Here is a 25063-nt window from a genome sequence, read left to right as displayed (position 1 = left end):
ACGAAGCGAAGCATCCACGCAACGAAGCTTAGGCACGAAGTCGGGCGACGAAGCAACGAAGCCAGGCGACGAAGCAACGAGTCGGCACTTCACGAAGCGCGCGAGACAACATCCGAGCGCGCGACCCAACGCTTCGACCGATAGGGCGAACAACGCAGTCGGCCACACGCATCGCCACGCATTGCATTGAACTTCATCTCGCTAGCGCTGACGAACTGGCAACTCGCAGAGAAGTGCAAGACACAGCAAACGCACTCCGCAATACAGATAGATAGAGCAGCGAAACGACGCTTCAACGCGTTGCTCTTCGAACTCGCGAAGCACCTCGACGACACACGTTCAACTCGCTTCATACGAGGCAACGCACACAGTCTGTTGAACAAAGTGTTGTATGAACGTAGCAACGCGAATCGAAAACAGGATTTTTCGCGAGTGGACTCTTTTATCGCTCGTGAAAAGATGGTACAAACCGTTCTAAATTGATGGTGACATTTATGCTCAACTGGGATGACGAGATCACTGCCGTAACTCCCTCGAGCGCTACGCAACCGAACGTGTTGCGCAACGCTGCGGGACCGGCTGTCGGTTCGCAAGTCGGAACGCGTTCCGCTCCTCATGCTCCCTCGGCTCAAGACATCTTCGCGAACGACATCGCTGTCGCTCCCGCTGCTACCGTTGCTCATGCTGCTGGAACTGCTGCAGTTTCAGAAGCGCGAGTGAATGTCGCCGACAAGCGCATCATCAACGGCCAGACTGACGTGAATCAGTTGGTGCCGTTCAAGTACAAGTGGGCTTGGGAAAAGTATCTGGCTGGTTGCGCCAACCACTGGATGCCGCAAGAAGTGAACATGTCGCGCGACATCGCCCTCTGGAAAGACCCGAACGGTCTGACCGAAGACGAGCGCCGCATCGTCAAGCGCAACCTGGGCTTCTTCGTCACGGCCGACTCCCTCGCCGCCAACAACATCGTGCTGGGCACCTACCGCCACATCACGGCTCCCGAATGCCGCCAGTTCCTGCTGCGCCAGGCGTTCGAAGAAGCGATCCACACACACGCCTATCAGTACATCGTCGAATCGCTCGGCCTCGACGAGGGCGAAATCTTCAACGCGTATCACGAGGTCCCCTCGATCCGCGCGAAAGACGAATTCCTCATTCCGTACATCAACGTGCTGACCGATCCGGGTTTCCAGACCGGCACGCTCGAGACTGACCAGACGCTGCTGCGCTCCCTGATCGTGTTCGCCTGCGTGATGGAAGGCTTGTTCTTCTACGTCGGCTTCACGCAAATCCTGGCGCTCGGCCGTCAGAACAAGATGACGGGCGCCGCGGAACAGTACCAGTACATCCTGCGCGACGAGTCGATGCACTGCAACTTCGGCATCGACCTGATCAACCAGATCAAACTTGAGAACCCGCAACTCTGGACGGCTGAGTTCCGCGCGGAAATCCGCGAGATCTTCCAGCAAGCGGTCGAACTTGAATATCGTTACGCAGAAGACACGATGCCGCGCGGGGTGCTCGGCCTCAATGCGTCGATGTTCAAGAGTTATCTGCGCTTCATCTGCAACCGCCGTTGCCAGCAGATCGGTCTCGATCCGCTGTACCCGAACGAGGAAAACCCGTTCCCGTGGATGAGCGAGATGATCGACCTGAAGAAGGAGCGCAACTTCTTCGAAACGCGTGTGATCGAATATCAGACTGGCGGCGCGCTGACCTGGGAGTGATCCGGGTTCGTGTCGTAGATGCATTCATCGATGGGGATGCCGTGGGCCTCGGCCGCGGCAATTATGTTTAGGAGCTGAACCGCCTGATGCAAAGCGTGCCCGGTGCGCCGCGTGCCTTCGCGGCCCACAAACATGACAGGCACTTTGCGAACCCTTCAGTGGGATGGGCAAACTTCCCCCCGGAAAAAGTCGCCGGCGTTATCGCCGGTGGCTCGATCAAGCAATTACCGGTGTTGGAAACCCAACACCGATGACATTTGGCGCGCGGTGCCTTCGGGCACGGCGCGCCTTACCGCATTCATTAGCGTAAGCGCGCGGCACCTGCGTACGCCGATGAATAGCCCGCTTCGTAGCGCGCGCCCTGAGAAGCGTCCGCGGGAAGCGGGTTTTGACGAAGGGTGTAGTTTGAACTGACTCTCATCTGAAAACCTGAAGGAGAAAATGATGGCAACTGCAAAGAAAGCCGCCGCTAAGAAGCCTGCAGCAAAGAAGGTCGCAGCAAAGAAGGCAGCTCCGGCGAAGAAGGCAGCACCGGCAAAGAAAGTAGCAGCGAAGAAGGCAGCGCCGGCCAAGAAGGTCGCGGCAAAGAAAGCAGCACCGGCTAAGAAGGTAGCAGCGAAGAAAGCTGCACCGGCTAAGAAGGTTGCAGCCAAGAAAGCCGCACCGGCAAAGAAGGTAGCAGCGAAGAAGGCAGCGCCGGCTAAGAAGGCCGCAGCGAAGAAGGCAGCACCGGCGAAGAAGGCCGCAGCGAAGAAGGCTGCACCGGCTAAGAAGGCCGCAGCCAAGAAGGCCGCGCCTGCGAAGAAGGCTGCTGCGAAGAAAGCCGCGCCTGCTAAGAAGGCTGCCGCCAAGAAGGCTGCGCCTGCGAAAAAGGCTGCTGCTAAAAAGGCTGCGCCTGCCAAGAAGGCTGCTCCTGCGAAGAAGGCCGCTGCTCCTGCGAAGAAGGCTGCCCCTGCGAAGAAGGCTGTCGCCAAGAAGGCTGCGCCTGCACCCGCTGCGACTTCTGTTTCGAGCGCACCGGCGGCGACGGTGAAGACCGCGCTGAACCCGGCAGCGGCATGGCCGTTCCCGACGGGCAGCCGTCCGTAACTCGGTCAGTTAGCAGGTCAGTAAGAAGTAGGAGTGCATGGACGCATCGCACGATGCGTCCAATGATCGAGTGGCGCTCAACGTGGCTTCGCGAGTGCTACTCGGTCAGGGTCCCGTTGCCGGTTTCCGGCGACGGGATTTTTTTCGTCGGTGCATAACGGGGAACGTCGACACGCCCGGATGCAGTCACTGCGCGCAGGCGAAAAAAAACGCATGCACAGGGGAGGGCATGCGTGTGAGGTCGACGCGGCCGCGTTATGCCTGGCCGTTCGAGAGGGGAACCTTAATGCGTGACGCGCGTCACGCCGCCGCTGGAAAGAAGCCGAACACGCTCGCCGGCACGGAAGATCTCGCCGGTTGAGCTTTGCGTGATTGCGCGGATGTCGCCGTTATCGAGCCGCACGGTAACTTCCAGACCATCGTGCACGGCCACCCGGTTCTCGACCGAGTTGCCGGCCACCGCACCCGCCAGACCGCCAATAATCCCGGTGATGATCGAGCCCGTGCCGCCGCCGATAGTGCTGCCCGCCACTGCACCGAGAGCGCCGCCGCCGATTGCGCCGATGCCGCTCGGCTGACCGTTGTTCGAGCTGATCTTGACTGCGCGCACACTGTCGACCGTGCCCATGCGGACCGTTTCTTCGCGCTGTGCCTGCGACGCCGTGTAAACGTCGGCAGAGCTGCTGTTGTATGCGCACCCCGACATGGCCAGCGAACCGGCGATCAAGGTGGCCACTATCAGGCGACTCGTTATTCTCATTCCCTAACTCCAATAGCTCCGGTATTACGGCAGGTCGTACCCGAACGCCTGCTTGAACCGTTCGTTGATCTGCGCCCGGGTAGGCGCATAGTTTTGCGGACCCTGATGCTCGATCTTCAGCGCGCCCATCAGGCTCGCGAGACGGCCGGTGGTCGCCCAGCCGAGCTTGTTCTCGATGCCGTACAGCAAGCCGCCGCGAAACGCGTCGCCGCATCCTGTTGGGTCCAGCACCTGCTGTGCCTTGACGGCCGGAATCTCTTCGACGCCGCCCGCGTGATGAATCTGCGCACCGTGTTCGCCGAGCGTGACGATGAGCGCTTCGACCTTGCCGGCGATCTCTTCGATCGACCAACCTGTCTTGTTGCTCACAAGTTTGGCTTCGTAATCGTTGACAGCTACGTAAGTCGCAAGTTCAATCATGCGCCGCAGTGCAGCACCGTCGAAGAGGGGCAATCCTTGACCTGGATCGAAGATGAACGGCACGCCGGCCGCGGCCAGGTGCTCCGAATGCTGAACCATGCCGTCGTAGCCGTCGGGCGCGACGATGCCGAGCGTGATGCCTTTCGCTTCGTCCGCGCGGTTCAGGTGCGACTGCATCATCGCGCCCGGATGGAACGCGGTGATCTGATTGTTTTCGAGGTCGGTGGTGATCATGGCCTGCGCCGAATAGGTGCCCGGCACGACCAGCACGTTTTCCGTCGATAGCCCGAGTTGCGCGAACCGGTCCATGTACAACTGGGCGTCGACCGCGCCGAGCGTGCCCATGATGCGCGCGTCGCCGCCCAGCAGGTTCAGCGAATACGCGATGTTGCCTGCGCAGCCGCCGAACTCGCGGCGCATCGTCGGCACGAGAAAGCTCACGTTCAGGATGTGGACCTGCTCCGGCAGGATGTGCTCCCGGAAGCGGCCTTCGAAGGTCATGATGTTGTCGTAGGCGAGCGAGCCGCAAATCAGCGTAGCCAAGGCGAGCGTCCTGTAAAAAATGAAGAATAGGTAGTGAGGACGTGACAGCGCCGCGCGTGAAGCGCGGCGCCGGAGTCTTCGGGTGCTGAGGTTTTACTTCAGCGCGGCAAGTGCTGCGTCGTAGTTCGGTTCGTTCTTGATTTCGTCGACCAGTTCCGCATGAACCACCTTGTCGTTCTCGTCGATCACGACAACCGCGCGCGCCGTGAGACCCGTGAGCGGACCGCTCGTCACGTCGACGCCGTACGCCTGCGCGAATTCGTGGCCGCGGAAGGTCGACGCCGTTACGACGTTTTCAATGCCTTCCGTCGTGCAAAAGCGCGAGGCGGCGAACGGCAGATCGCCCGACACGACGATCACAGCCGTGTTGCTCAGCTTCGCAGCGGCTTCGTTGAACTTGCGGGTCGACGTCGCGCAGGTCGGCGTGTCGAGGCTCGGGACAATGTTCAACACTTTGCGCTTGCCGGCGAAATCGGCGAGCGACAGCGGCTTGAGATCCTTGCCGACCAGCGAGAAAGCGGGAGCGCTCTGACCCACCGACGGGAAAGTGCCGGCTACATCGATCGGGTTACCACCCAGCGTGACTTGACTCATGTTGTTGTGCTCCGAAAGTTCGTCTGTGATGACGGTGAACGCGCCCGCTCGACGCGAGGCGCGCAGGGATGCGTTACGGATAGAAGATCTGTACGCGGAAATTGGAGGCGACCGCGTTGCCGGTATCGAGGTGCACGATCATGGTTTGCGTCATGTGCGGCGGCAGGCCGGCTGCGATCGGCGTACCCGGAGCAACGTAGTCTTGCGGGAACAGCACGCGGCGCAACGCCACGTTGTTCTGGTCGTCGAGAAGCGTGAGTTCGATCGCCGGATAGGCCAGCGCGACGTTGAAGCGGTTGCGCAGCGGCATCCGCAATTCGAGCTTGTGCGGCCCGTCGATTTGCCGCAAATCGGACGGCTCTACCTGCAAGCCGTCGATGTCGTGCGGCGCGGTGAGCTGACAGCCGAGCGACGCGCACACCTTCGCGTACAGCGCCTGGGTACCCGGCAGATAGACGAGTACCGTCTCACGCTGCCACCACGCGAGTTGCGCAAGCAACGCGACGACGAGCAGGACTGCCGCCACCGATCCGCCGACGATCCATGCGAGGCGCCGTGGTTCGGCGGCGCGCGTCTCCCGCGTGACCGGAAACGGATCCATGTCGTCGCCGATCGGCGGCTGCACCGAGAACGGCTCACCGCTCGGCGTCGCAGCCGCGCGGGTCGGCCCACGCAGATCGGGATCGGCGGGATTGGCCGAATAGGGATGCGGATGCGTTGCGCCGAGGCCGGCCGCGCCCACGCCGGTCGTTCCGAAATGCGGTTCGTTATCGGAGAATCCATGGAACGCGGCCGACTCGTTGAGCACCGGTTCGTCGATTGGAAAATCAGAAGGGCGTTCGGCCTTGTGCCACACGCGCGGCGGTTCTTCGGCGGGCGGCTCCGCTTCATACGCGAAGGGTTCGAGCGGCGCGTCCGCGAGCAGCGGTTCATGGTCGGGCGACGTCGCCGTGCTGGGTGCGCCGGGTGGCAACGTGGGCTCCGTCGCGGCGTGGCCAGGCGCGCCAGCAGTGCCTGCGCCGGTGTAGCCGGGCTGGGCCGCGACGTTCTGTGCGTTATGACGAAAGCGTTCCTCGAAGAGAGGCGTGGGGCGCGGCGCCCAGGGATCCCAGGCGGCGGGGCTAAAGTCTGCGCCGCTCGGGCGCACGCCGGAGAGCGCCTCGATTGCCGCGGCTGCGGAGACCTGTCTGGCGGTGGAGAAGTCGCCGCCCTCGCTTATGTCGAAGAGGCTGCCGGATGCGTCGAACACTTCATGGCAATGCCCGCAACGCACGAGGCCGCGGCGCAGCGCCAGCTGCGTCGGTTGCAGGCGGAAGACGGTTTCACAGAAGGGACAGCGCGTCGCCAGAAGCATATTGAGCCGGTTAGCCGAGGGGCCGTTGGTTGGACAATACGCCTTATTCTAATGGCTTTCGCGGCGTGTTCCCGTCAGACATACCCACCCTTCGTGTTCGCGCCATACGCCGATGTCGATCCATCCCGCGTACACCTGCGCGACTTCGTCGGCCTGGCGCGCCAGAATGCCCGACAGTGCGATGCGGCCGCCCGGCTTGACCTTCGACGAGAGCATCGAGGCCATCAGCTTGAGCGGATTGGACAGAATATTGGCAACGACGATGTCGAACTCGCCGGCGGGGCATTCGTTGGGCAGACCGTAGGTGACTTCGGCGCGGTTGCGCTCGCTGTTATGACGCGCCGACTCGACCGCTTGCGGATCGATGTCGATGCCGTACACAGGATCGGCGCCGCATTTTTTCGCGAGAATCGCGAGAATGCCGGAGCCGCAACCGTAGTCGAGCACGGATTGTCCGGGTTTCACCGATTGCTCGAGCCACTCCATGCACAGACGCGTGGTGGGATGGCTGCCGGTGCCGAACGCGAGGCCCGGATCGAGTTCGAGCACCAGCGCGTTGGGGTCCGGCGCGTCGTGCCACGAAGGCACGACCCAGATGCGCTCGCCGATCGGGATCGGATCGAACTGCGACTGCGTGAGACGCACCCAATCCTGTTCTTCGACGTCACGCACAGTGAACGACGGCGCCGCCGGAAGGCCGACCTCGTTCGCAGCGGCGGCGAGCAGCACCGCCGGTTCGTGCTCCGCCGCGAGCAGCGCGATCACGCGCGAACGCTGCCAGGCGGTGCGGTCGGGCGTGAGACCGGGCTCGCCAAAAAGCGGCTGCTCGTCGGGCGTGTCGGCGTCCGCATCTTCGACCGATACGGACAACGCGCCCAACTCGAGCAGCGCGTCGGAAAATTCCTCCGCATGCTCGCGAGCCAATTCAGCGACCAGTTCCCGGTAACTCATGACTTACGCTTCTTCCGGCGCGGCCTGCAGCTTCGCGGCCAACCGGTTTTCGAGGTAATGAATGCTCGTGCCGCCTTCGACGAACTTCGCGTCCAGCATCAGCTCGCGATGCAACGGAATGTTCGTCTGGATTCCTTCGACGACCATTTCCGACAGCGCGATGCGCATCCGCTTGATTGCCTGCTCGCGTGTGGCGCCGTAAGCGATCAGCTTGCCGATCATCGAATCATAGTTCGGCGGCACGAAATAGCCATTGTAGGCATGCGAATCGACGCGAATGCCGGGACCGCCCGGCATGTGCCACGACGTGAGACGTCCCGGCGACGGAATGAACTTGAACGGATCTTCAGCGTTGATCCGGCATTCGATCGCATGACCCTTGAACACGATGTCGCGCTGACGGAACGCGAGCTTTTCGCCGGCCGCAATGCGGATCTGTTCCTGGACGATGTCGACGCCCGTGATCAGTTCGGTCACCGGGTGCTCGACCTGCACACGCGTGTTCATTTCAATGAAGTAGAACTCGCCGTTTTCGTACAGAAATTCGAACGTACCGGCGCCAAGATAGCCCATCTTCTTGCACGCATCCGCGCAACGGTCGCCAATGCGGTCGATCAGACGGCGCGCAATGCCGGGTGCCGGCGCTTCCTCGATCACTTTCTGGTGACGGCGCTGCATCGAGCAATCGCGCTCGCCGAGCCAGACTGCGTTCTTGAACGAATCGGACAGCACCTGGATTTCGATGTGCCGCGGGTTCTCCAGGAATTTTTCCATGTAGACCTGCGGGTTGCCGAACGCACGGCCGGCTTCTTCGCGCGTCATGTTGACCGCGTTGACGAGCGCCGCTTCGGTGTGAACGACGCGCATGCCGCGGCCACCGCCGCCGCCGGCGGCCTTGATGATGACCGGATAGCCGACTTGCCGCGCAATTTTCACGATCTCTTTCGGATCTTCCGGCAATGCGCCTTCAGAACCCGGCACGCACGGCACGCCGGTCTTGATCATGGTCTGCTTGGCAGTCACCTTGTCGCCCATCATCCGGATGGTTTCCGGACGCGGACCGATGAAGGTGAAGCCGGATTGCTCGACACGTTCGGCGAAGTCGGCGTTCTCCGACAGAAAGCCGTAACCGGGGTGAATCGCCTCGGCGTCCGTGACTTCCGCCGCGCTGATCAGCGCCGGCATATTCAGGTAGCTCAGATTGGAAGGTGCCGGGCCGATACAGACGGCTTCGTCGGCGAGCTTGACGTACTTGGCTTCCTTGTCGGCTTCGGAATAGACGACGACCGTCTTGACGCCCAGTTCGCGGCAGGCGCGCTGGATGCGAAGCGCGATCTCGCCACGATTGGCAATAAGGATTTTTTCAAACATAGCGGGTTTTCGACTCATCAATGGGCGCCGGGTTGCTCAGAACACCGGCTGCCTCAGAGGATCGGGCGCGCGCCGAATGCAACGGCGCGCGGGGCGGCATGCGCACAGCGGGGGCGCAATGGGCGCCGCGTTAGCCGACCACGAACAGCGGTTGGCCGTATTCGACCGCCTGACCGTTTTCGACGAGAATTTCCTTCACGACGCCGGACTTGTCCGACTCGATTTCGTTGAGCAGCTTCATTGCTTCGATGATGCAGATCGTCTGGCCTTCCTTGACCGTGTCACCGACCTGAACGAACGGATCGGCGCCCGGCGACGGGGCACGGTAGAACGTTCCAACCATCGGCGAGGTCACGACATGACCTTGCGGCGCGGCGGCTGCCGGCGTGGCCGGAGCACCTGCCGCTGTTACGGCGGGCGCTTCACCGCCTGCCAACGGGGCCGGCTGTGAGTATTGCGGCGCGTACGAAGCGGACGGCTGCACATAAACCGGCGGCGCGTTCTTGACGATGCGAACCTTGCCCTCGCCCTCGGTCACTTCGAGTTCCGAGATGCCGGACTCCGACACGAGATCGATCAGAGTTTTCAGTTTGCGTAGATCCATCAGGAAGCCCCTTTTTTTCAATGCGTGGAGTGCCGGCGCGTGTGCAGCCGGCGCAAATTAGACGTGTTTGTATTTCAGCCCCGCGACGAACCGGCGGCCAGCCGGTCGAGCGCGAATTCGAGTGCGTACAGATAACCCTTCCAGCCGAGGCCGCAGATCACGCCCTCAGCCTGGTCGGAAAAATACGAGTGATGCCGGAACGGTTCACGACGATGCACGTTCGACAGATGAATCTCAACGAACGGAATGCCGACGCCCGCGAGAGCGTCCCGGATGGCGACACTCGTGTGCGTGTACGCAGCCGGATTGATCAGGATGAAATCGGTTTTTTCTGTCCGGGCGGATTGGATGCGATCAACCAGAGCGCCTTCATGGTTGCTCTGGAACGACGCGAGTTCTACGCCGGCGTCGGCGGCGCGGTCGGATAGTGCCTGATCGATCTGCGGCAACGTCACGCGGCCATAAACCTCGGGTTCCCGCGTACCGAGAAGGTTGAGGTTGGGGCCGTGCAGTACCAGCAGTCGCGTCATGGTCGCTTCTTTTTCCGTGGAATTGGGCGCACTTTAGCGCTGATTAGAGAAACTTGTCTAGTTTCCTGCACGGACGAAGCGTTCGGGAGCCGATCGGAGCAGGGCGCCGGTCGCCTAATTTCTCGCAATTCCAGCGGATTTGCTCCGAATTTTGTGCCTTTCTCCGCAAAACCGCCGTCAAAAGATTGAGAAATTTACAGCGCGTCGAGGGTCTGTTTTAAGGCGACAGGATCGATCTGGCCTAATTTTGTCGAGCGGATGTTGCCCTTTGCGTCAATCACCACGGTGAACGGCAGGCCACCCGCCGTATTGCCGAACGATCGCGCGAGGTCGGCACCGCCGAACCCCGTCACGTAGACCGGGTAGGCCACCTTCACTTTTTGCAGGAAAGCCTGCACGTTTTTCTCGGAATCGACGCCAAGTCCGACGAACTGGATGCCTTTCTTCGCGTAATCGCGCTGAAGCTGCGAGAGCGCGGGCATTTCCTCGACACACGGCCCGCACCACGAAGCCCAGAAATTGACGACGATCGGGCGTCCTTTCAGCACGGAAAGTGAGCCGGGCTTGCCGTCGGCGGTAGTGACCGGGGCCGCCCAAAGCTGGGCGACAGCGCCTTCTTTCGACGCCGAACCGGCGGCGTGAGCGGTCGCGGTCAAACCGTCGTCGCCATTCAGCCAGTAATTGGCGAGGACGCCGCTTCCTGCCGCGACGCCGGCGACGAGCGCCGCCATCAAAATCCGTCTGCTGTTCATGGTGTGTCTAGTTGGGTGAAGGCGCTACGCCGCTAGCGGCGAGCAGCGACTGGACGGTCTGGAGATTCGCGCGCGCCGTGCGTCCACGAGCGTCGGCTTTGACTGCGCCGCGCAGGTCGTCCGCCTCATAAAGCGCGACATGAACGCCTACGGGCTCCGAGTCGCGCCCTTCGCTCGCCGGCCGCCACAGAAAGCTCAGCGTCTCGACGTAGCCGCGGCCCGCAAAGTGGCGCGTTTCCGAGACGTCGTATTGAATGTTCGCGTTGAGGAAATAGATGGCTACTTCTTTCGGGTTGTCGCAGAACGCCTGAAGATGAATGTCCGAATGCTCGCCGGCCGTGCCGCCGAGCACTGCGCCCGTCAAATAAGGGTTAAAAGGTGCGAGCCGCTCCATCCATTCGACAGCGATGCCGCGCAGGCGCCGCAGCAGCGCCGGCTGGCTGTCGCCCTGAAAGAGCGACTGATATTCGCGGATTTCTTCCTCGATCTGATCGTTATCAGGCAGCCATTCGCCGGCAATCCGGCTTTCTCCAATGACTTGTCGAGCCGCTTTGCGCTTGGCCGTTGCATAGTCGAGACCGTCTTCGGCGATCAGGCGCGCAGCCGCAATGGCGATTTCCTCGCGCACGCGCTGCGGATCAAAATGTGATTTGCGAACCATCCGTCAATCATACTAGAGATTGATGACAGCCCTTTCCGGCGGCGCTGGCCGGCTGCCGGGCGTAGCCTAAGCGGGCGGGGCCGCTTAGGGGTTCGGGAGGCGTCGGTTACAATGACGTCCTTCGCGGACGGCTCTTTTTGGCCGCTCGCCGCTCTCCCATCCCTCTCAGGAAAACGCCGGGCCGCCCCACAAGTTTTCTTGCCCCTTCGGGGGCCTGGCACGAACCGCCAGGTAAGGGCCTTTCAGGAAAAAACGCCCGCGCGGCACGACAGGCTTATGCATATCCACATCCTCGGTATCTGCGGCACGTTCATGGGCGGTCTCGCGGTCCTCGCGCGCGGCGTGGGCCACACGGTGACGGGCTGCGACGCCGGCGTCTATCCGCCAATGAGCGCGCAGCTCGAAGCGCAAGGCATCCGTCTGATCGAGGGTTACGACGCGGACCAGTTGAACGGTTTGAACGCCGACTTGTTCGTGATCGGCAACGTGGTATCCCGCGGTAACCCGCTAATGGAAGCGATTCTCGATCGCGGCCTGCCGTATGTATCCGGCCCGCAGTGGCTCGGCGAACACGTGCTGAACGGCAAATGGGTGCTCGCGGTGGCCGGTACGCACGGCAAGACGACCACCAGTTCCATGCTCACATGGCTGCTCGAAGATGCCGGTCTCAATCCCGGTTTTCTGATTGGCGGTGTGCCGCTGAATTTCGGCGTCTCCGCGCGGCTCACCGATTCCAGCTTCTTCGTGATCGAAGCCGACGAGTACGACACGGCATTTTTCGACAAGCGGTCCAAGTTCGTGCACTACCGGCCCAAGACCGCGGTTCTGAACAACCTCGAATTCGATCACGCCGACATCTTCCCGGATCTGGCGGCTATCGAGACGCAGTTTCATCACCTCATCCGCACGGTGCCGCGCATCGGCCGTGTCGTGACGAACGGCCGGGAAGATCCGCTCGAACGCGTGCTGACGCGCGGCTGCTGGAGCGAAGTGGAGCGTTTCGGCGTGCAGGGCGGCTGGGAAACGCTGCCCGCGGAAGACGGTGTGCCCGTCGACGAACGGTTTGCGGTGTATCACAACGCCGAGCGCGTCGGCGTGGTCGAGTGGCAGGTGCAGGGTGAGCACAACCGCATGAACGCACTCGCCGCGATTGCCGCCGCGCGCCATGTCGGCGTGCCGCCGGCGCAGGCCGCCAAGTCGCTGTCGAGCTTTCGCAACGTGAAGCGGCGAATGGAAGTGCGCGGCAGCGTAGACGGCGTAACGGTGTACGACGACTTCGCTCATCACCCAACCGCGATCGACACCACGGTGGCTGGCCTGCGGGCGCGTGTGGGCCGCGACAATACGCGGATTCTCGCCGTGCTGGAGCCGCGCTCGAACACGATGAAGCTCGGCGTGATGAAAGCGCAACTTCCGGCAAGTCTCGCAGACGCCGATCTCGTGTTCGGCTACGGCGCACCGAGCGGCCGCGACGCGCTGGGCTGGAATTTGGGCGAGGCACTGGCGCCGCTCGGCGGCAAGGCGCAAGCCTTCGACAATCTCGACGCGCTCGTGAAAGCCGTGGTCCACGCAGCGCGCCCCGGCGATCAGATTCTGGTGATGAGCAACGGCGGCTTTGGCGGCGTGCATCAGAAACTGCTCGATGCCCTGTCCGCGAGAGGCGCTTCGTGATTCTCTATCTGCACGGTTTTCGTTCTTCGCCCAATTCGTTCAAGGCGCGCGTGCTCGCGGCGCGGCTCGTGGAGCTCGGCCGCAGCGACGAATGGTGCTGCCCGATGTTGCCCGTCTCGCCGTTTGAGACGGTCGCGGTCGCCGAGGCGCTCGTGGCCGCCGCCGGTACAAAGCGCGTGACGGTGATCGGCAGTTCGCTCGGCGGCTACTTCGCCACGTATCTGGCGGAAAAGCACGGCTGGCCGGCCGTGCTGCTGAATCCGGCGGTCGTGCCGCAGCGCGATTTGAGCGCCTATCTCGGCGAACAGCCGTTGTGGCACGGAGGCGGCAGCATCGTCGTCGAACCGCATCATCTTGACGAACTGCGCGCGCTCAGTGTGACGTCCATCACGCGCCCCGAACGTTATTATTTGCTGGCTGCGACCGGCGACGAAGTCCTCGACTACCGTGAAATGCTCGCGCACTATCGCGGCGCGCGCACTACGCTGATCGAAGGGAGCGACCACGCGATCAGCGAGTTCGCCGACTATGTCGACGACGTACTGGCGTTTTGCGACGCAGAAGACGTCGAGCCGCCGGCGCCACGCGAGGCTGCTTGACGGTCAGTAGAGCGTGCGGAGCGGGGACTGAAGCTGGGCCCTGAGTGTGGCCGCGAGCGAGCTTGAAAGCTGGCAGAACCGCGCAGAACCGGCCCAGAACCAAAGCCGCCGACGAAATGGCACCGCCCCATCAGCAGGAGCGCAGCCAACTATTAGATTCATGCCGCCAGCGCGCGCCAAGTGCGCAGCGGATCCATTATCACGAATACGTTGCCGTGCCGTGCACGCCGGCGGATGCAAGTCAGACGAGAGTATTGAGTGAACGTTTTCTTCGAGGAATCGGGAAGTTTCAAGGCAGGCAGTGTGCTGTCGCGCCAAGGCGATGCGTTTCAGGTCGAGTTGCCGGGCGGCCGGCGCGCGAAGGTGCGCGCGAAGGACGTGCTGATCGAGTTCGAAAAGCCGGGTGCGGCCGAACTGATACAGCAGGCCGACGCCGTTGCGCAGGAGATTGACCTGGACTTCCTGTGGGAATGCGCGCCCGACGACGAATTTCCGTTCGCCACGCTTGGCGCGGAATATTTCGGCGAGCGCTTCGGCGCAATCGAACGCGCGGCGCTGGTGCTGCGCATGCACGGTGCGCCCGTGTATTTCCGCCGCAAGGGCCGCGGCATGTATCAACGCGCGCCGCAGGAGCAGCTGAAAATGGCGCTCGCGGGTCTCGAGCGTAAGCGTCAGCAGGCGCTCGTGCAGCAAGGCTACGAAGAGGAACTGAAGGCCGGCCGCTTGCCGGAGGCGTTCACCGGCAAGACGGCGCTCGCGTTACTCACCAAGCCCGACAAGAACACGATCGAATACAAGGCGCTCGAAGCCGCTGCGGCCGCGCGCGGCATTTCGCAAGCGCGTCTGATGCTCGAATGCGGCGCTATTCCGTCGGCGCGAGCTTTGCATGAAGCCAAGTTCCTGTCGGAGTTTTTCCCGCACGGCACCGGCTTTCCGCCTGTCACGCCTGGCAGCGTGCCCGACGATCTGCCCGAAGCGAACGTGCAGGCGTTCTCCATCGACGACATTACGACCACCGAGATCGACGACGCGTTCTCCGTCGAGCATCTCGCGGACGGTCGCGTGCGGATCGGCGTGCACATCGCGGCGCCGGCGCTCGGCATTCAACGTGGCGACGAAGTGGACGCCATCGCGCGCACGCGTTTGTCGACCGTCTACATGCCGGGCGACAAGATCACGATGCTGCCCGATAGCGTGGTGGACGCGTTCACGCTCGCCGAAGGCGGCTTGCGTCCGGCGCTTTCACTGTATGTGATCGTCAACCGCGAGACGCAGGAGATCGTGGCGAGCGAAACGCGTGCGGAGCGCGTGTTCGTGAAGAACAATCTGCGCCACAACACGCTCGACGAACTGGTCACCGAAGAGGCGCTCGCCGCGGGCACGGGCGACTATCCGCACAAGGAAGATATCGCCGTTTTGTGGCCGTTCGCGCAGGCGCTGTTCGAGAAGCGTCAGGCTGCGCGCGCGGGTTATGGTCTGCGCCGCGAGGTGCAGAGAAACACCGACTTCAACTTCTACGTCGAAGGCGAGCACATCACGATCACGCCGCGGCGGCGCGGTTCGCCGCTCGACACGATCGTCGCCGAACTGGCGATCCTGGCGAATTCGTCATGGGGCGCGTTTCTGCATGACCACGGCGTGCCGGGCATCTATCGCACACAGCGCGCGTTTGGCGCACCCACCGGCCCGAAGCGCACCCGCATGCAGACCAATGCCGCGCCGCACGAAGGGCTCGGCGTCACGCAATATGCGTGGAGCACGTCGCCGCTGCGCCGTTACGTCGACCTGGTGAACCAGTGGCAGTTGCTCGCCTGCGTCCAACACGGCGTAACGGCGAAGCTGGCCGCCCCGTTCAAGCCCAAAGATGCCGACCTGTTTGCCGTCGTTCAAGGTTTCGACGACACGTACAGCGCGTACGCCGATCATCAGCGTCGCATGGAATATTTCTGGTGTCTGCGCTGGCTGAAGCAGGAAAATCGGAAGCAGGTGGTGGCGTCCGTCGTAAAGGGCGACCTCGTGCGGCTGGAAGAGATTCCGCTGCTGCTGCATGTGCCGGGGCTCGGCGTGCATGCGCGCGGCACGCGTCTCCAGATGGAGGTGATGTCGATCGACGAGTTGACCGTCGAGGCGTCCGTGCGTCTTCTGCATGTGCTCGACGCGCCGACCGTCACGAGCGGCGCCGAAGCTGATGAGGCCGACGACGCGGACGAAGCGGAAGAGGGCGAAGGGGAAATCGTCGAAGCGTCCGATGAAAGCGCCGAAAGCGAAGCCGAGGCGCAAGCGGAAGCCGATGTCGACGGCGCGGAAAGCGGCGCAACCTCGGCGGACAGCGCCGATAACGACAATGGTTCGAGCGATGCCGCCGCCGAGCAGCGCATCACGGAACCGGGTCGATGAGCGGGGTCGAAATGAAAGACCGTTATGCGGTGATCGGTAATCCGGTCGGCCATAGCAAGTCGCCGTTCATTCACAGCCGGTTTGCCGCGCAAACGGGCGAGCCGGTCGAATACAGCGCGTTGCTCGCGCCGGTGGACGCTTTCGTGCCGCACGTGCGCGCCTTTATCGATGCAGGCGGGCGCGGGCTGAACGTGACCGTGCCGTTCAAGCTCGACGCGCACGCATTCGCCAGCAGTCTGTCGCCGCGCGCGGCCGCCGCGGGCGCGGTGAATACCTTGCGTATCGATCCGAACGGCGTGTATGGCGACAATACCGACGGCTTTGGGCTCGTGCGCGACATCGAGGTGAATCTCGGCGTGTCGTTGAAAGGGGCGCGAATTCTGTTGCTCGGCGCAGGCGGCGCCGCGCGCGGCGTCGTGCTGCCCATGCTGGAGCGCGCGCCGCATACGCTGACCATCGTCAACCGGACGGCCGCGAAGGCCGAGGCGCTGGTCGATCAGTTCGCACAAGCCGCGAGCGGCGTCGCGTGCCGTCTGAGCGGCGGCAACGCGCGAGCGATAGAGCCGGGCGCATACGACGTGATCGTGAATGCCACTGCGGGCAGTCTAGAGGCATCGTTGCCGGAATGCGACGACGGCGCGTTCGGCAACGGCACGCTTGCGTACGACATGATGTACGGCGCGCATCCGACGGTGTTCATGGAGCACGCGCAAAAGCTCGGAGCACGCGGGGCTGACGGCCTCGGCATGCTGGTCGAGCAGGCGGCAGAATCGTTTTACGTGTGGCGCGGCGTGCGGCCTGACAGCGTTCCTGTGCTGGCCGAATTGCGCGCGTTGCTGACGGCGCCGTCGCACGCTTGAGACAGCATTCTTGAGACAGCTTTCGTCAGACGCCCCACGAACTCGAGGACCGACACTACGATGACAGCCACGCGACGCACGAGCCGGCCAGGTCCGGCGCGATGGATCGTTTATCTTGTCGCCGTGGTCGTCTTTGCGTGGCTCGCGACGCAGGTCTTTTACTTCGCGCAGATTGCGGTGTGGAACTATGTGAACCCGCGTTCGACGGCTTACATGCGCTCCGACGCGTGGCGCTTGTCGCAGGAAAAGCCTGGCCTTTCGATGCAGCACACGTGGGTGCCGTACGACCAGATTTCGCGCAATTTGAAGCGGGCGATCATTGCCTCCGAAGACGCGAACTTCGTCAACAACAACGGCTACGAAACCGATGCGATCCTGCAGGCTTGGGAGCGCAACAAGGCGAAGGGCAAAATCGTTCGAGGCGGCTCGACGATCACGCAGCAACTTGCGCGCAATCTCTTCCTGTCGCGCGAGAAAAGCTATATACGCAAGGCGCAGGAGCTAATCATCACGTGGATGCTGGACACCTTGATGAACAAGGAGCGCATCTTCGAGATTTACCTGAACTCTGTTGAGTGGGCCAATGGCGTTTATGGCGCAGAGGCGGCGGCGCGTTATTACTACAAGACGCCGGCGAGCGGGTTGACAGCGGCGCAGTCGGCGCGGCTCGCGGTCATGCTGCAGCAGCCGAAGTATTACGACGAGCATCGCGGGTCGGCGTATCTGGCGCAGAGGTCTCGGGTGATTGCCCGGAGGATGGGGGCGGCTGAGTTGCCCGAGTGAGTTTGTTTGTCTGCGGTTGTTGTTTTGAAACCCGTTGGCCTTTCCTTGATTTCACGGTGGTCTATTGGCACTGCCCCTGTGCGGGGCGGCACTTAATTTCTTTGCATGCCGCAAAGAAATTAAGCAAAGAAAGCGGCTTCAAACCGCCAGCTTATAAGTGGGTCCCCTGGCTCGGAGGGGGCAGTGGTGCATCTGGAATCGGTGTCCTCGCGCACTCCGCCCCCGTGACAAGGCAGTCATTCTTCCGGCGACGCTTCGCGCGCCGCAGCGGTCGTTCTTAGAACCGCCGACCGCTCAAACTTCTTTCTCCCTTTCTCCCTTTCTCCCTTTCTCCATTTCCCATCTTGCCGTCCGTCTCGCCACGACGCTGCCTGCGCTCGGCGACTGCGCCAATCGCGAGCCGTTGGTGTTAAGCGGACCTATCCGACGAGCACGTAGTGCAAGGCGGGAAGTATGACTGCCTTGTCGCCGAGGCGGAGTGCGCGAGAGCACGGATTCCAGATGCACCACTACCCCCTCCAAGCCGGGGGACCCACTTATGAGCTAGCGGTTTGAAGCCGCTTTCTTTGCTTACTTTCTTTGCGGCATGCAAAGAAAAGTAAGTGCCGCCCCGCACAGGGGCAACGCCAATAGACCACCGCGAAATCAAGGGAAGGCCAAAGGTCGTCAACACCAGACCCACCACCACCCCACAAGCCCGCGGCAACACCAAATCCCATTATATGACCACACAAATCACATATTGGAGCTTTCTCAAAAACCCCCCTACAATCCACTCCAACAGCAGAAACCCAAAAATTCTGCGACAGCGAAAAAAACCGGAGACAAGCCAAACCATGCCTACCAAAGCCCTCAGGCAGCACCCCCGCGCCCACGCCGGCGCGCACACCCAAGGCCCGCTCTCCGGCCCCGCGCTGTAAGCGCAGAATCCACCGAAAAGCGAATCGCCATGAACAAAGCGATGCCCAACCACGCCGAAAGCGCAACCGAAGCCGAACTGGCGCCACACGCCGACCATGACGCGTCTAGCGCCACGCCGCACACGGCGCCCGCAGCCAAAGCGCCACGCGCCACGCCTCAGCCCGCCGCCGTGGTCAATGGAATTGCGTTGCCGAGCACGCTGCTCGACATCACGCCGCAACAGGCCGGCACGCAGACGCTTCTGCGCGGCCTCGCGATTCTCGAAGCCGCCGCCGCCGGTGTGCGCGATCTGCGCACCTTCGGCGCTGCGCTCGGCACGACGCGCAGCACCACGCATCGGCTGGTCAGCAGCCTCGTGCAGGCGCGCTACCTGCGCCAGGTGCAAGGCGGTTATCTGCTCGGCCCCAAGCTGATCGAACTGGGCACCATTGCGCTCGAACAGATGCCGCTCACCGCGGTCGCTCGTCCGCATCTCGAATCGCTCGCGGAACAGACGCTCGACACAATTCACCTCGGCGTGCGCGATGGCGACGACGTGCTCTACATCGACAAGATTCCCGGCACGCGCGGACTCGAGATGCGCTCACGCGTCGGTCACCGGATGCCGCTGGCGTCGACCGGTATCGGCAAGGCCATGATGCTCGATCTCACGCCGGAGCACTGGCAGTCGCTATTCGACGCATCGCGACGCGCGCTCGCCAGCGTTACCTTTAAGCCCGACAACCGTCCCGACGCGCAGACTTTCATGCAGCGCATGACGAACTACGCCGCCGGCGGCTACACGTTCGACCTCGAGGAAAACGAAGCGTCGATTCGCTGCGTCGCGGCCCCGGTGCGCGATGCGTCGGGCGCGATTGTCGCGGCGCTGTCGGTGGCCAGCACGATTCCTTATATGTCGCTCGAGCGCATGGACGAGCTGATTCCGGTCGTGCAGCGCGAAGCGCGCGCGATCTCCGAAGAACTCGGCTGGCGAGCCCCGCAACCCACAACCCGCAGGATCAAGCGATGAAACACGCGGGTTCTCCCACCCCGTCGGACGCGCAGGTGGCGGTCGGCACCGCCGCGGCCGGCGCGCCAGCAAACGCCGAAGCGAACAGTCACGCAGCGCTGATCGCGCTCGACTGGGGCACCACATCGCTGCGCGCGTATCTTTACGATGCGTCCGGCAAGGTGCTCGCGACGCGCGCATCGACGGCCGGCATCATGAACCTGCCGCGCAGCGCGGAGCAGGGCGGTTTCGACGCCGCATTCGAGGACGCCTGCGGCGCCTGGCTCAAAGCCGCGCCCGGCGCACCCGTCATTGCTGCGGGCATGGTCGGCAGCGCGCAAGGCTGGCTCGAAGCGCCCTACGTCGATGCGCCCGCGAATGCGGATGCGCTCGCGGCGGGCATCGTCCGCGTGAAGGCGGCTTGCGGCGCGACACTGCATATCATCCCCGGCGTGCTGCAACGCGGCGAGCTGCCCAACGTGATGCGCGGCGAAGAAACGCAGATCTTCGGCGCATTAAGCGAGGATTCCCGCGACGCGGACAGCAGCAATCGCGCGCTGATCGGCTTGCCCGGCACGCACGCGAAGTGGGCGGTGGTGCAGGCCGGGCGTATCGAACGTTTCCATACGTTCATGACGGGCGAAGTATTCGGCGCATTGCGCGAACACACGATTCTCGGCCGCACGATGGTCACGCCCGACCGTCCGGATTCCGAGGCGTTTCTGCGCGGCGTGAACATCGCGCGCGACAAGGGACAGGCGGGCGTGCTCGCGACGGTCTTCAGTTCGCGCACGCTCGGTCTCACAGGACAACTTTCGCCCGAGCAGCAGCCGGACTATCTATCGGGTCTGCTGATCGGGCATGAACTGGCCGGCCTCGAAACCGTACTGAAGCAGCAGCAAAGCTCGCTCGCGGGGCAGAGCCTGCGCCTGATCGGCAACGAAGCGTTGTGCGAGCGCTATCGAGTCGCGCTCGCGCGGTTCGGCTGCACGCAGGCCGAGCTCGTCAAGCAGGCGACCGAGCGCGGCCTGTGGCGCGTCGCTTCGCAGGCGGGGCTCGTCAATCCGGCCGCCCATGCAGCGCAGGCCGGTTAGTCAGCGCGCCGCCATCCACGAAACAAGGAACCGACATGCAACCTCACATCAATCTGCCCGCTCCGTACATGCCGCACGCGGGTTTGATCGCGGCGTTCGAGGCATGTCCGCTGATCGCGATCATGCGCGGCGTGACGCCCGCCGATGCGGCGGAGCACGGACAGGCGCTGTACGAAGCCGGCTTTCGCATCGTCGAAGTGCCGCTGAATTCGCCGCAGCCGTTCGACAGCATTGCGGCAATCCGCAAGGCGCTGCCCGCCGATGCGATCGTCGGTGCGGGCACGGTGTTGCATCCGAGTTTCGTCAAGGACGTGAAGTCGGCCGGCGGTAAACTGATCGTGATGCCGCACAGCGACCCGGACGTGGTCGTCGCCGCCAAAGCGCAAGGCATGGCCTGCGCGCCCGGTGTCGCCACGCCGACTGAAGCGTTCATCGCGCTAAAAAACGGCGCGGACGTATTGAAGATGTTCCCGGCCGAACAACTCGGCTGCCATGTGGTGAAGGCCTGGCGCGCGGTGATCGCGGCGCAGGTGCCGCTCGTGCCGGTCGGCGGCATCGCACCTGACAACATGGGACCGTTTCTGAGCGCCGGCGCGAACGGCTTCGGTCTCGGCTCTGCGCTCTATAAGCCGGGCCAGAGCGCGGCGGTGACGGCTTCGCACGCGAAAGCCTTTATCAACGGATTGCGCGTTGCGCGCGCGGGTGCGAAGAAATGACACGCCTGGCGAGCAAAGTCGCATTAGTCACCGGCGCAGGGCGCGGCATCGGCGCGGCGATTGCCCTTGCGTTTGCGCGCGAAGGCGCAGCGGTGGCGCTTGCCGAACTCGACATCGACACGGCGCGGCAGACGGCGCAACAGATCAGTTCGGAAACCGGGGCGCGCGTGTTGGCGGTGCATACGGACGTCACACAGTCGGCTTCGGTCCAGCACGCGGTGAGCGAAGCGGAAAAAACGCTGGGACCGCTCGACGTGCTGGTGAACAACGCGGGCATCAACGTGTTTTGCGACCCGCTGACCATGACCGACGACGACTGGCGCCGCTGCTTTGCGGTCGATCTCGACGGCGTCTGGAACGGCTGCCGCGCAGTGTTACCGGGGATGGTCGAACGCGGCGCGGGCAGCGTCCTGAACATCGCGTCGACGCATGCGTTCAAGATCATTCCGGGGTGTTTTCCGTATCCGGTCGCGAAGCACGGCGTGATTGGCCTCACGCGCGCGCTAGGCATCGAGTACGCGCCGCGCAACGTGCGGGTCAACGCAATCGCGCCTGGCTACATCGAAACCCAGTTGACGCATGACTGGTGGAACGAACAGCCGGACCCGGCCGCCGCGCGGCAGGCGACGATGGATTTGCAGCCGATGAAACGCATCGGCCGCCCGGAAGAAGTAGCGATGACGGCGGTGTTTCTCGCATCGGATGAAGCGCCGTTCATCAACGCCACGTGTATCACCGTCGACGGCGGCCGCTCCGTGCTTTATCACGATTGAGCCGGCGACCGGGGCAGCAACCGGCCAACAAACAAGCAGCAAAGCAAAAAAGAAACGCAGTACAAAGCGAACCAGAAAAACGTAGCACCGTTTCACCGGACGACGCGCTGGCCGCGTGTGTCACAACCGGTACAAGAAGACGCGGCCGATACCTTCTCGTTATCAATTAGTCAGGAGACACGCAACATGAAACGTAGAATTTTCCTCACGCTGGCAGCAGCGGCGGCGGGTGTGGTCTTCAACGCACCGGTCGCGCAAGCCGCCGATCCGGTCAAGATCGGTTTCCTCGTCAAGCAGCCGGAAGAACCGTGGTTCCAGGACGAGTGGAAGTTCGCCGAAATTGCCGCCAAGGAAAAGGGCTTCACGCTGGTGAAGATCGGCGCGCCGTCGGGCGAGAAAGTGATGAGCGCGATCGACAACCTGTCGGCGCAGAAGGCGCAAGGCTTCGTGATCTGCACGCCTGACGTGAAGCTCGGACCGGGCATCGTCGCCAAAGCGAAAGCCGACGGCCTGAAGATGATGACGGTGGACGACCGCCTGGTCGACGGCGCGGGCAAGCCGATCGCGTCGGTGCCGCACATGGGCATCTCGGCGTACAACATCGGCAAGCAGGTCGGCGACGGTCTGGCTGCAGAAATCAAGAAGCGCGGCTGGGACATGAAGGACGTGGGCGCAATCGACGTGACCTACGAACAACTGCCGACCGCGCATGACCGCACGAGCGGCGCAACCGACGCGCTGCTCGCCGCCGGCTTCCCGAAAGCGAACGTGATCGCCGCGCCGCAAGCGAAGACCGACACGGAAAACGCGTTCAACGCCGCCAACATTGCGCTGACGAAGAACCCGCAGTTCAAGCACTGGGTCGCGTACGCGCTGAACGACGAAGGCGTGCTCGGCGCGGTCCGCGCAGCGGAAGGGCGCGGCTTCAAGGCCGACAACATGATCGGCATCGGTATCGGCGGTTCGGATTCGGCGTTGAACGAGTTCAAGAAGCCGAACCCGACGGGCTTCTTCGGCACGGTCATCATCAGCCCGAAGCGCCACGGCGAAGAAACAGCGACGCTGATGTACGACTGGATCACGCAAGGCAAGGCGCCGCCCCCGCTCACGCTGACGACCGGCATGCTGGCCACGCGTGAGAACGTCGGTGAAGTGCGCGAGAAGATGGGGCTTGCTTCGAAGTAACGCGCGCTGCAATGAAGGATTGCCGGCGCGTCGCTTACGGTGCGCGCGCCGGCAACTGAAACGGAACATGAGCAACAGGACATAGGCCGTGCGTTGCAGGTGTCGAACTACGACACCCAGCGAGGCGCGGTCGAGATGAAACAGCGAGGAGGCGAAGTGTCAGCGACGCTACGTTTTGACAATATCGGCAAAGTCTTTCCAGGCGTGCGCGCGCTCGACGGTGTGTCCTTCGACGTCAACGTCGGCCAGGTGCACGGCCTGATGGGCGAAAACGGCGCAGGGAAATCGACCCTGCTGAAGATACTCGGCGGTGAATATCAGCCCGACTCGGGCCGCGTGATGATCGACGGAAAGGAAGTGCGCTTTACGAGCGCGGCTTCGTCGATCGCGGCGGGTATCGCGGTGATTCACCAGGAATTGCAGTACGTGCCCGATCTGACCGTCGCGGAAAATCTGCTGCTCGGCCAGTTGCCGAATTCGTTCGGCTGGGTCAACAAGCGCGATGCGAAGCGCTTCGTGCGTGAGCGCCTTGAAGCAATGGGCGTCGCGCTCGATCCGAACGCGAAGCTGCGCAAGCTCTCCATCGCGCAACGGCAGATGGTCGAAATCTGCAAGGCATTGCTGCGCAACGCTCGCGTGATCGCGCTCGACGAACCGACCAGTTCGCTGTCGCATCGCGAAACTGAAGTGCTGTTCAAGCTGGTGCGCGATCTGCGCGCCGACAACCGCGCGATGATCTACATCTCGCATCGCATGGACGAAATTTACGAACTCTGCGACGCGTGCACGATTTTCCGTGACGGTCGCAAGATCGCTTCGCATCCGACGCTCGAAGGCGTGTCGCGCGACACCATCGTCAGCGAAATGGTCGGGCGTGAGATCTCGGATATTTATAACTATTCGGAGCGGCCGCTCGGCGAAGTGCGTTTCGCGGCGAAGGCGATCGAAGGCCATGCGCTTTCGCAGCCGGCCAGCTTCGAAGTGCGGCGCGGCGAAATTGTCGGCTTCTTCGGTCTGGTGGGCGCAGGCCGCAGCGAACTGATGCATCTCGTCTACGGCACGGAGCATAAGAAGGGCGGCGAACTGGTGCTCGACGGCAAGACCATTCGAGTGAAAAGCGCCGGCGAAGCGATTCGCCACGGCATCGTACTGTGTCCGGAAGATCGCAAGGAAGAAGGCATTGTCGCGATGGCGACGGTGTCGGAGAACATCAACATCAGTTGCCGCCGTCACTATCTGCGCGCGGGCATCTTCCTCGATCGCAAGAAGGAAGCGGAAACCGCGGACCGCTTCATCAAGCTGCTGAAGATCAAGACGCCGAGCCGCCGCCAGAAGATCCGCTTTCTTTCGGGCGGCAATCAGCAGAAGGCGATTCTGTCGCGCTGGCTCGCCGAACCCGATCTGAAGGTCGTGATTCTGGACGAACCGACTCGCGGCATCGACGTGGGCGCGAAGCACGAAATTTATAACGTGATTTACCAGCTTGCGGAACGCGGCTGCGCGATCGTGATGATTTCGTCGGAACTGCCCGAAGTGCTGGGCGTGTCCGACCGCATCGTCGTGATGCGCCAGGGCCGCATTGCCGGCGAACTGTCGCGCAAGGATGCAACGGAACAAGCGGTGTTGAGCCTCGCATTGCCGCAAAGCTCGACCGCACTGCCCGCAACCGGAACCGCCGCTCAACAGGCGGCCTGAACATCATTGGACGAAAGTCCGGCAA

The 25063-nt window shown here is 62.8% G+C and carries 23 protein-coding genes and 1 pseudogene; 14 read left to right on the top strand and 10 right to left on the bottom strand.

Translation table 11 applies throughout. The features are described 5' to 3' along the window. Positions 1-494 precede the first annotated feature (494 nt). From ACTJLB_RS08905 to ACTJLB_RS08895, 3 genes and pseudogenes are all read left to right on the top strand, one after another. Positions 495-1727, top strand: coding sequence for a ribonucleotide-diphosphate reductase subunit beta (locus tag ACTJLB_RS08905; protein WP_204522458.1), 1233 nt, complete (start codon positions 495-497; stop codon positions 1725-1727). Positions 1728-1813: 86 nt separating this feature from the next. Then, positions 1814-2141, top strand: a pseudogene (locus ACTJLB_RS08900) (hypothetical protein). A 30-nt stretch (positions 2142-2171) separates the two neighbouring features. Continuing rightward, positions 2172-2816, top strand: a complete 645-nt coding sequence (locus tag ACTJLB_RS08895; protein WP_020071259.1) for a histone H1-like DNA-binding protein — start codon at positions 2172-2174, stop codon at positions 2814-2816. Positions 2817-3099: 283 nt separating this feature from the next. On the opposite strand, the gene ACTJLB_RS08890 is transcribed toward ACTJLB_RS08895, so the two are convergent. The 10 genes from ACTJLB_RS08890 to ACTJLB_RS08845 all read right to left on the bottom strand — a co-directional run bounded on the left by ACTJLB_RS08890 (position 3100) and on the right by ACTJLB_RS08845 (position 11356). Beyond that, positions 3100-3576: a glycine zipper 2TM domain-containing protein gene (locus tag ACTJLB_RS08890; RefSeq protein ID WP_027779656.1), complete on the bottom strand. Its 477-nt coding sequence runs from the start codon at positions 3574-3576 to the stop codon at positions 3100-3102. Positions 3577-3600: 24 nt separating this feature from the next. Beyond that, the gene (locus ACTJLB_RS08885) at positions 3601-4539 is read right to left on the bottom strand and encodes a carbohydrate kinase family protein (RefSeq protein WP_020071261.1); all 939 of its coding nucleotides are present in this window, start codon (positions 4537-4539) and stop codon (positions 3601-3603) included. Positions 4540-4632: 93 nt separating this feature from the next. Then, positions 4633-5133 (bottom strand): thiol peroxidase, encoded by a 501-nt coding sequence (tpx, locus tag ACTJLB_RS08880; protein ID WP_020071262.1) that lies wholly within the window; start codon positions 5131-5133, stop codon positions 4633-4635. A gap of 73 nt (positions 5134-5206) precedes the next feature. Beyond that, on the bottom strand, positions 5207-6487 hold the full coding sequence (locus ACTJLB_RS08875; RefSeq protein ID WP_440783043.1) for a DUF3426 domain-containing protein: 1281 nt from the start codon (positions 6485-6487) through the stop codon (positions 5207-5209). A 48-nt stretch (positions 6488-6535) separates the two neighbouring features. After that, positions 6536-7438 (bottom strand): 50S ribosomal protein L11 methyltransferase, encoded by a 903-nt coding sequence (gene prmA, locus ACTJLB_RS08870; protein WP_440783041.1) that lies wholly within the window; start codon positions 7436-7438, stop codon positions 6536-6538. 3 nt (positions 7439-7441) lie between these two features. Then, a complete protein-coding gene (gene accC, locus ACTJLB_RS08865; RefSeq protein ID WP_020071265.1) occupies positions 7442-8809 on the bottom strand; it encodes an acetyl-CoA carboxylase biotin carboxylase subunit in 1368 nt (455 codons plus the stop codon). A 130-nt stretch (positions 8810-8939) separates the two neighbouring features. Further along, positions 8940-9413 carry an acetyl-CoA carboxylase biotin carboxyl carrier protein gene (gene accB / locus ACTJLB_RS08860; protein WP_131321116.1) on the bottom strand — a complete coding sequence of 158 codons (474 nt, stop codon included), beginning with the start codon at positions 9411-9413 and terminating at the stop codon, positions 8940-8942. A 74-nt stretch (positions 9414-9487) separates the two neighbouring features. Next, a complete protein-coding gene (aroQ, locus tag ACTJLB_RS08855) occupies positions 9488-9943 on the bottom strand; it encodes a type II 3-dehydroquinate dehydratase (protein ID WP_087752228.1) in 456 nt (151 codons plus the stop codon). A 194-nt stretch (positions 9944-10137) separates the two neighbouring features. Next, positions 10138-10695, bottom strand: coding sequence for a TlpA family protein disulfide reductase (locus ACTJLB_RS08850; RefSeq protein ID WP_027805131.1), 558 nt, complete (start codon positions 10693-10695; stop codon positions 10138-10140). A gap of 7 nt (positions 10696-10702) precedes the next feature. Further along, positions 10703-11356 carry a UDP-N-acetylmuramate--alanine ligase gene (locus ACTJLB_RS08845; RefSeq protein ID WP_087752229.1) on the bottom strand — a complete coding sequence of 218 codons (654 nt, stop codon included), beginning with the start codon at positions 11354-11356 and terminating at the stop codon, positions 10703-10705. Positions 11357-11632: 276 nt separating this feature from the next. Between ACTJLB_RS08845 and mpl the strand changes: the two genes are divergently transcribed. The 11 genes from mpl (at position 11633) to araG (ending at position 25038) form a co-directional block, all read left to right on the top strand. Further along, positions 11633-13027 (top strand): UDP-N-acetylmuramate:L-alanyl-gamma-D-glutamyl-meso-diaminopimelate ligase, encoded by a 1395-nt coding sequence (gene mpl / locus ACTJLB_RS08840; protein ID WP_440783040.1) that lies wholly within the window; start codon positions 11633-11635, stop codon positions 13025-13027. Further along, complete coding sequence (locus ACTJLB_RS08835; protein WP_440783038.1) at positions 13024-13626, top strand: YqiA/YcfP family alpha/beta fold hydrolase; 603 nt, start codon at positions 13024-13026, stop codon at positions 13624-13626. The genes mpl and ACTJLB_RS08835 overlap by 4 nt, the downstream gene beginning before the upstream one ends. A 258-nt stretch (positions 13627-13884) precedes the next feature. Continuing rightward, complete coding sequence (locus ACTJLB_RS08830) at positions 13885-16023, top strand: ribonuclease catalytic domain-containing protein (protein ID WP_440783037.1); 2139 nt, start codon at positions 13885-13887, stop codon at positions 16021-16023. Next, positions 16020-16883, top strand: coding sequence for a shikimate dehydrogenase (aroE, locus tag ACTJLB_RS08825; protein WP_088175750.1), 864 nt, complete (start codon positions 16020-16022; stop codon positions 16881-16883). Before ACTJLB_RS08830 ends, aroE begins: the two co-directional genes overlap by 4 nt. Positions 16884-16943: 60 nt before the next feature. Then, positions 16944-17666 (top strand): monofunctional biosynthetic peptidoglycan transglycosylase, encoded by a 723-nt coding sequence (gene mtgA, locus ACTJLB_RS08820; RefSeq protein ID WP_020071274.1) that lies wholly within the window; start codon positions 16944-16946, stop codon positions 17664-17666. 949 nt (positions 17667-18615) lie between these two features. Beyond that, positions 18616-19596: an IclR family transcriptional regulator gene (locus tag ACTJLB_RS08815; RefSeq protein ID WP_440783036.1), complete on the top strand. Its 981-nt coding sequence runs from the start codon at positions 18616-18618 to the stop codon at positions 19594-19596. Then, positions 19593-20669, top strand: coding sequence for a 2-dehydro-3-deoxygalactonokinase (locus ACTJLB_RS08810; RefSeq protein ID WP_440783035.1), 1077 nt, complete (start codon positions 19593-19595; stop codon positions 20667-20669). The genes ACTJLB_RS08815 and ACTJLB_RS08810 overlap by 4 nt, the downstream gene beginning before the upstream one ends. A 35-nt stretch (positions 20670-20704) precedes the next feature. Next, the gene (locus ACTJLB_RS08805) at positions 20705-21385 is read left to right on the top strand and encodes a 2-dehydro-3-deoxy-6-phosphogalactonate aldolase (protein ID WP_440783034.1); all 681 of its coding nucleotides are present in this window, start codon (positions 20705-20707) and stop codon (positions 21383-21385) included. Continuing rightward, positions 21382-22158 (top strand): SDR family oxidoreductase, encoded by a 777-nt coding sequence (locus tag ACTJLB_RS08800; protein WP_440783033.1) that lies wholly within the window; start codon positions 21382-21384, stop codon positions 22156-22158. The genes ACTJLB_RS08805 and ACTJLB_RS08800 overlap by 4 nt, the downstream gene beginning before the upstream one ends. A gap of 186 nt (positions 22159-22344) precedes the next feature. Continuing rightward, positions 22345-23343, top strand: a complete 999-nt coding sequence (locus ACTJLB_RS08795) for an arabinose ABC transporter substrate-binding protein (RefSeq protein ID WP_020071279.1) — start codon at positions 22345-22347, stop codon at positions 23341-23343. 156 nt (positions 23344-23499) lie between these two features. Continuing rightward, positions 23500-25038 (top strand): L-arabinose ABC transporter ATP-binding protein AraG, encoded by a 1539-nt coding sequence (araG, locus tag ACTJLB_RS08790; protein ID WP_027779674.1) that lies wholly within the window; start codon positions 23500-23502, stop codon positions 25036-25038. The last annotated feature ends 25 nt before the right edge of the window (positions 25039-25063 follow it).

The sequence above is a fragment of the Paraburkholderia sp. 22098 genome (genome assembly GCF_052045935.1).
Classification (GTDB): domain Bacteria; phylum Pseudomonadota; class Gammaproteobacteria; order Burkholderiales; family Burkholderiaceae; genus Paraburkholderia; species Paraburkholderia caledonica.
Note: the sequence above shows the minus strand (reverse complement) of the source record. Positions and strands in the feature narration are given on the sequence as shown.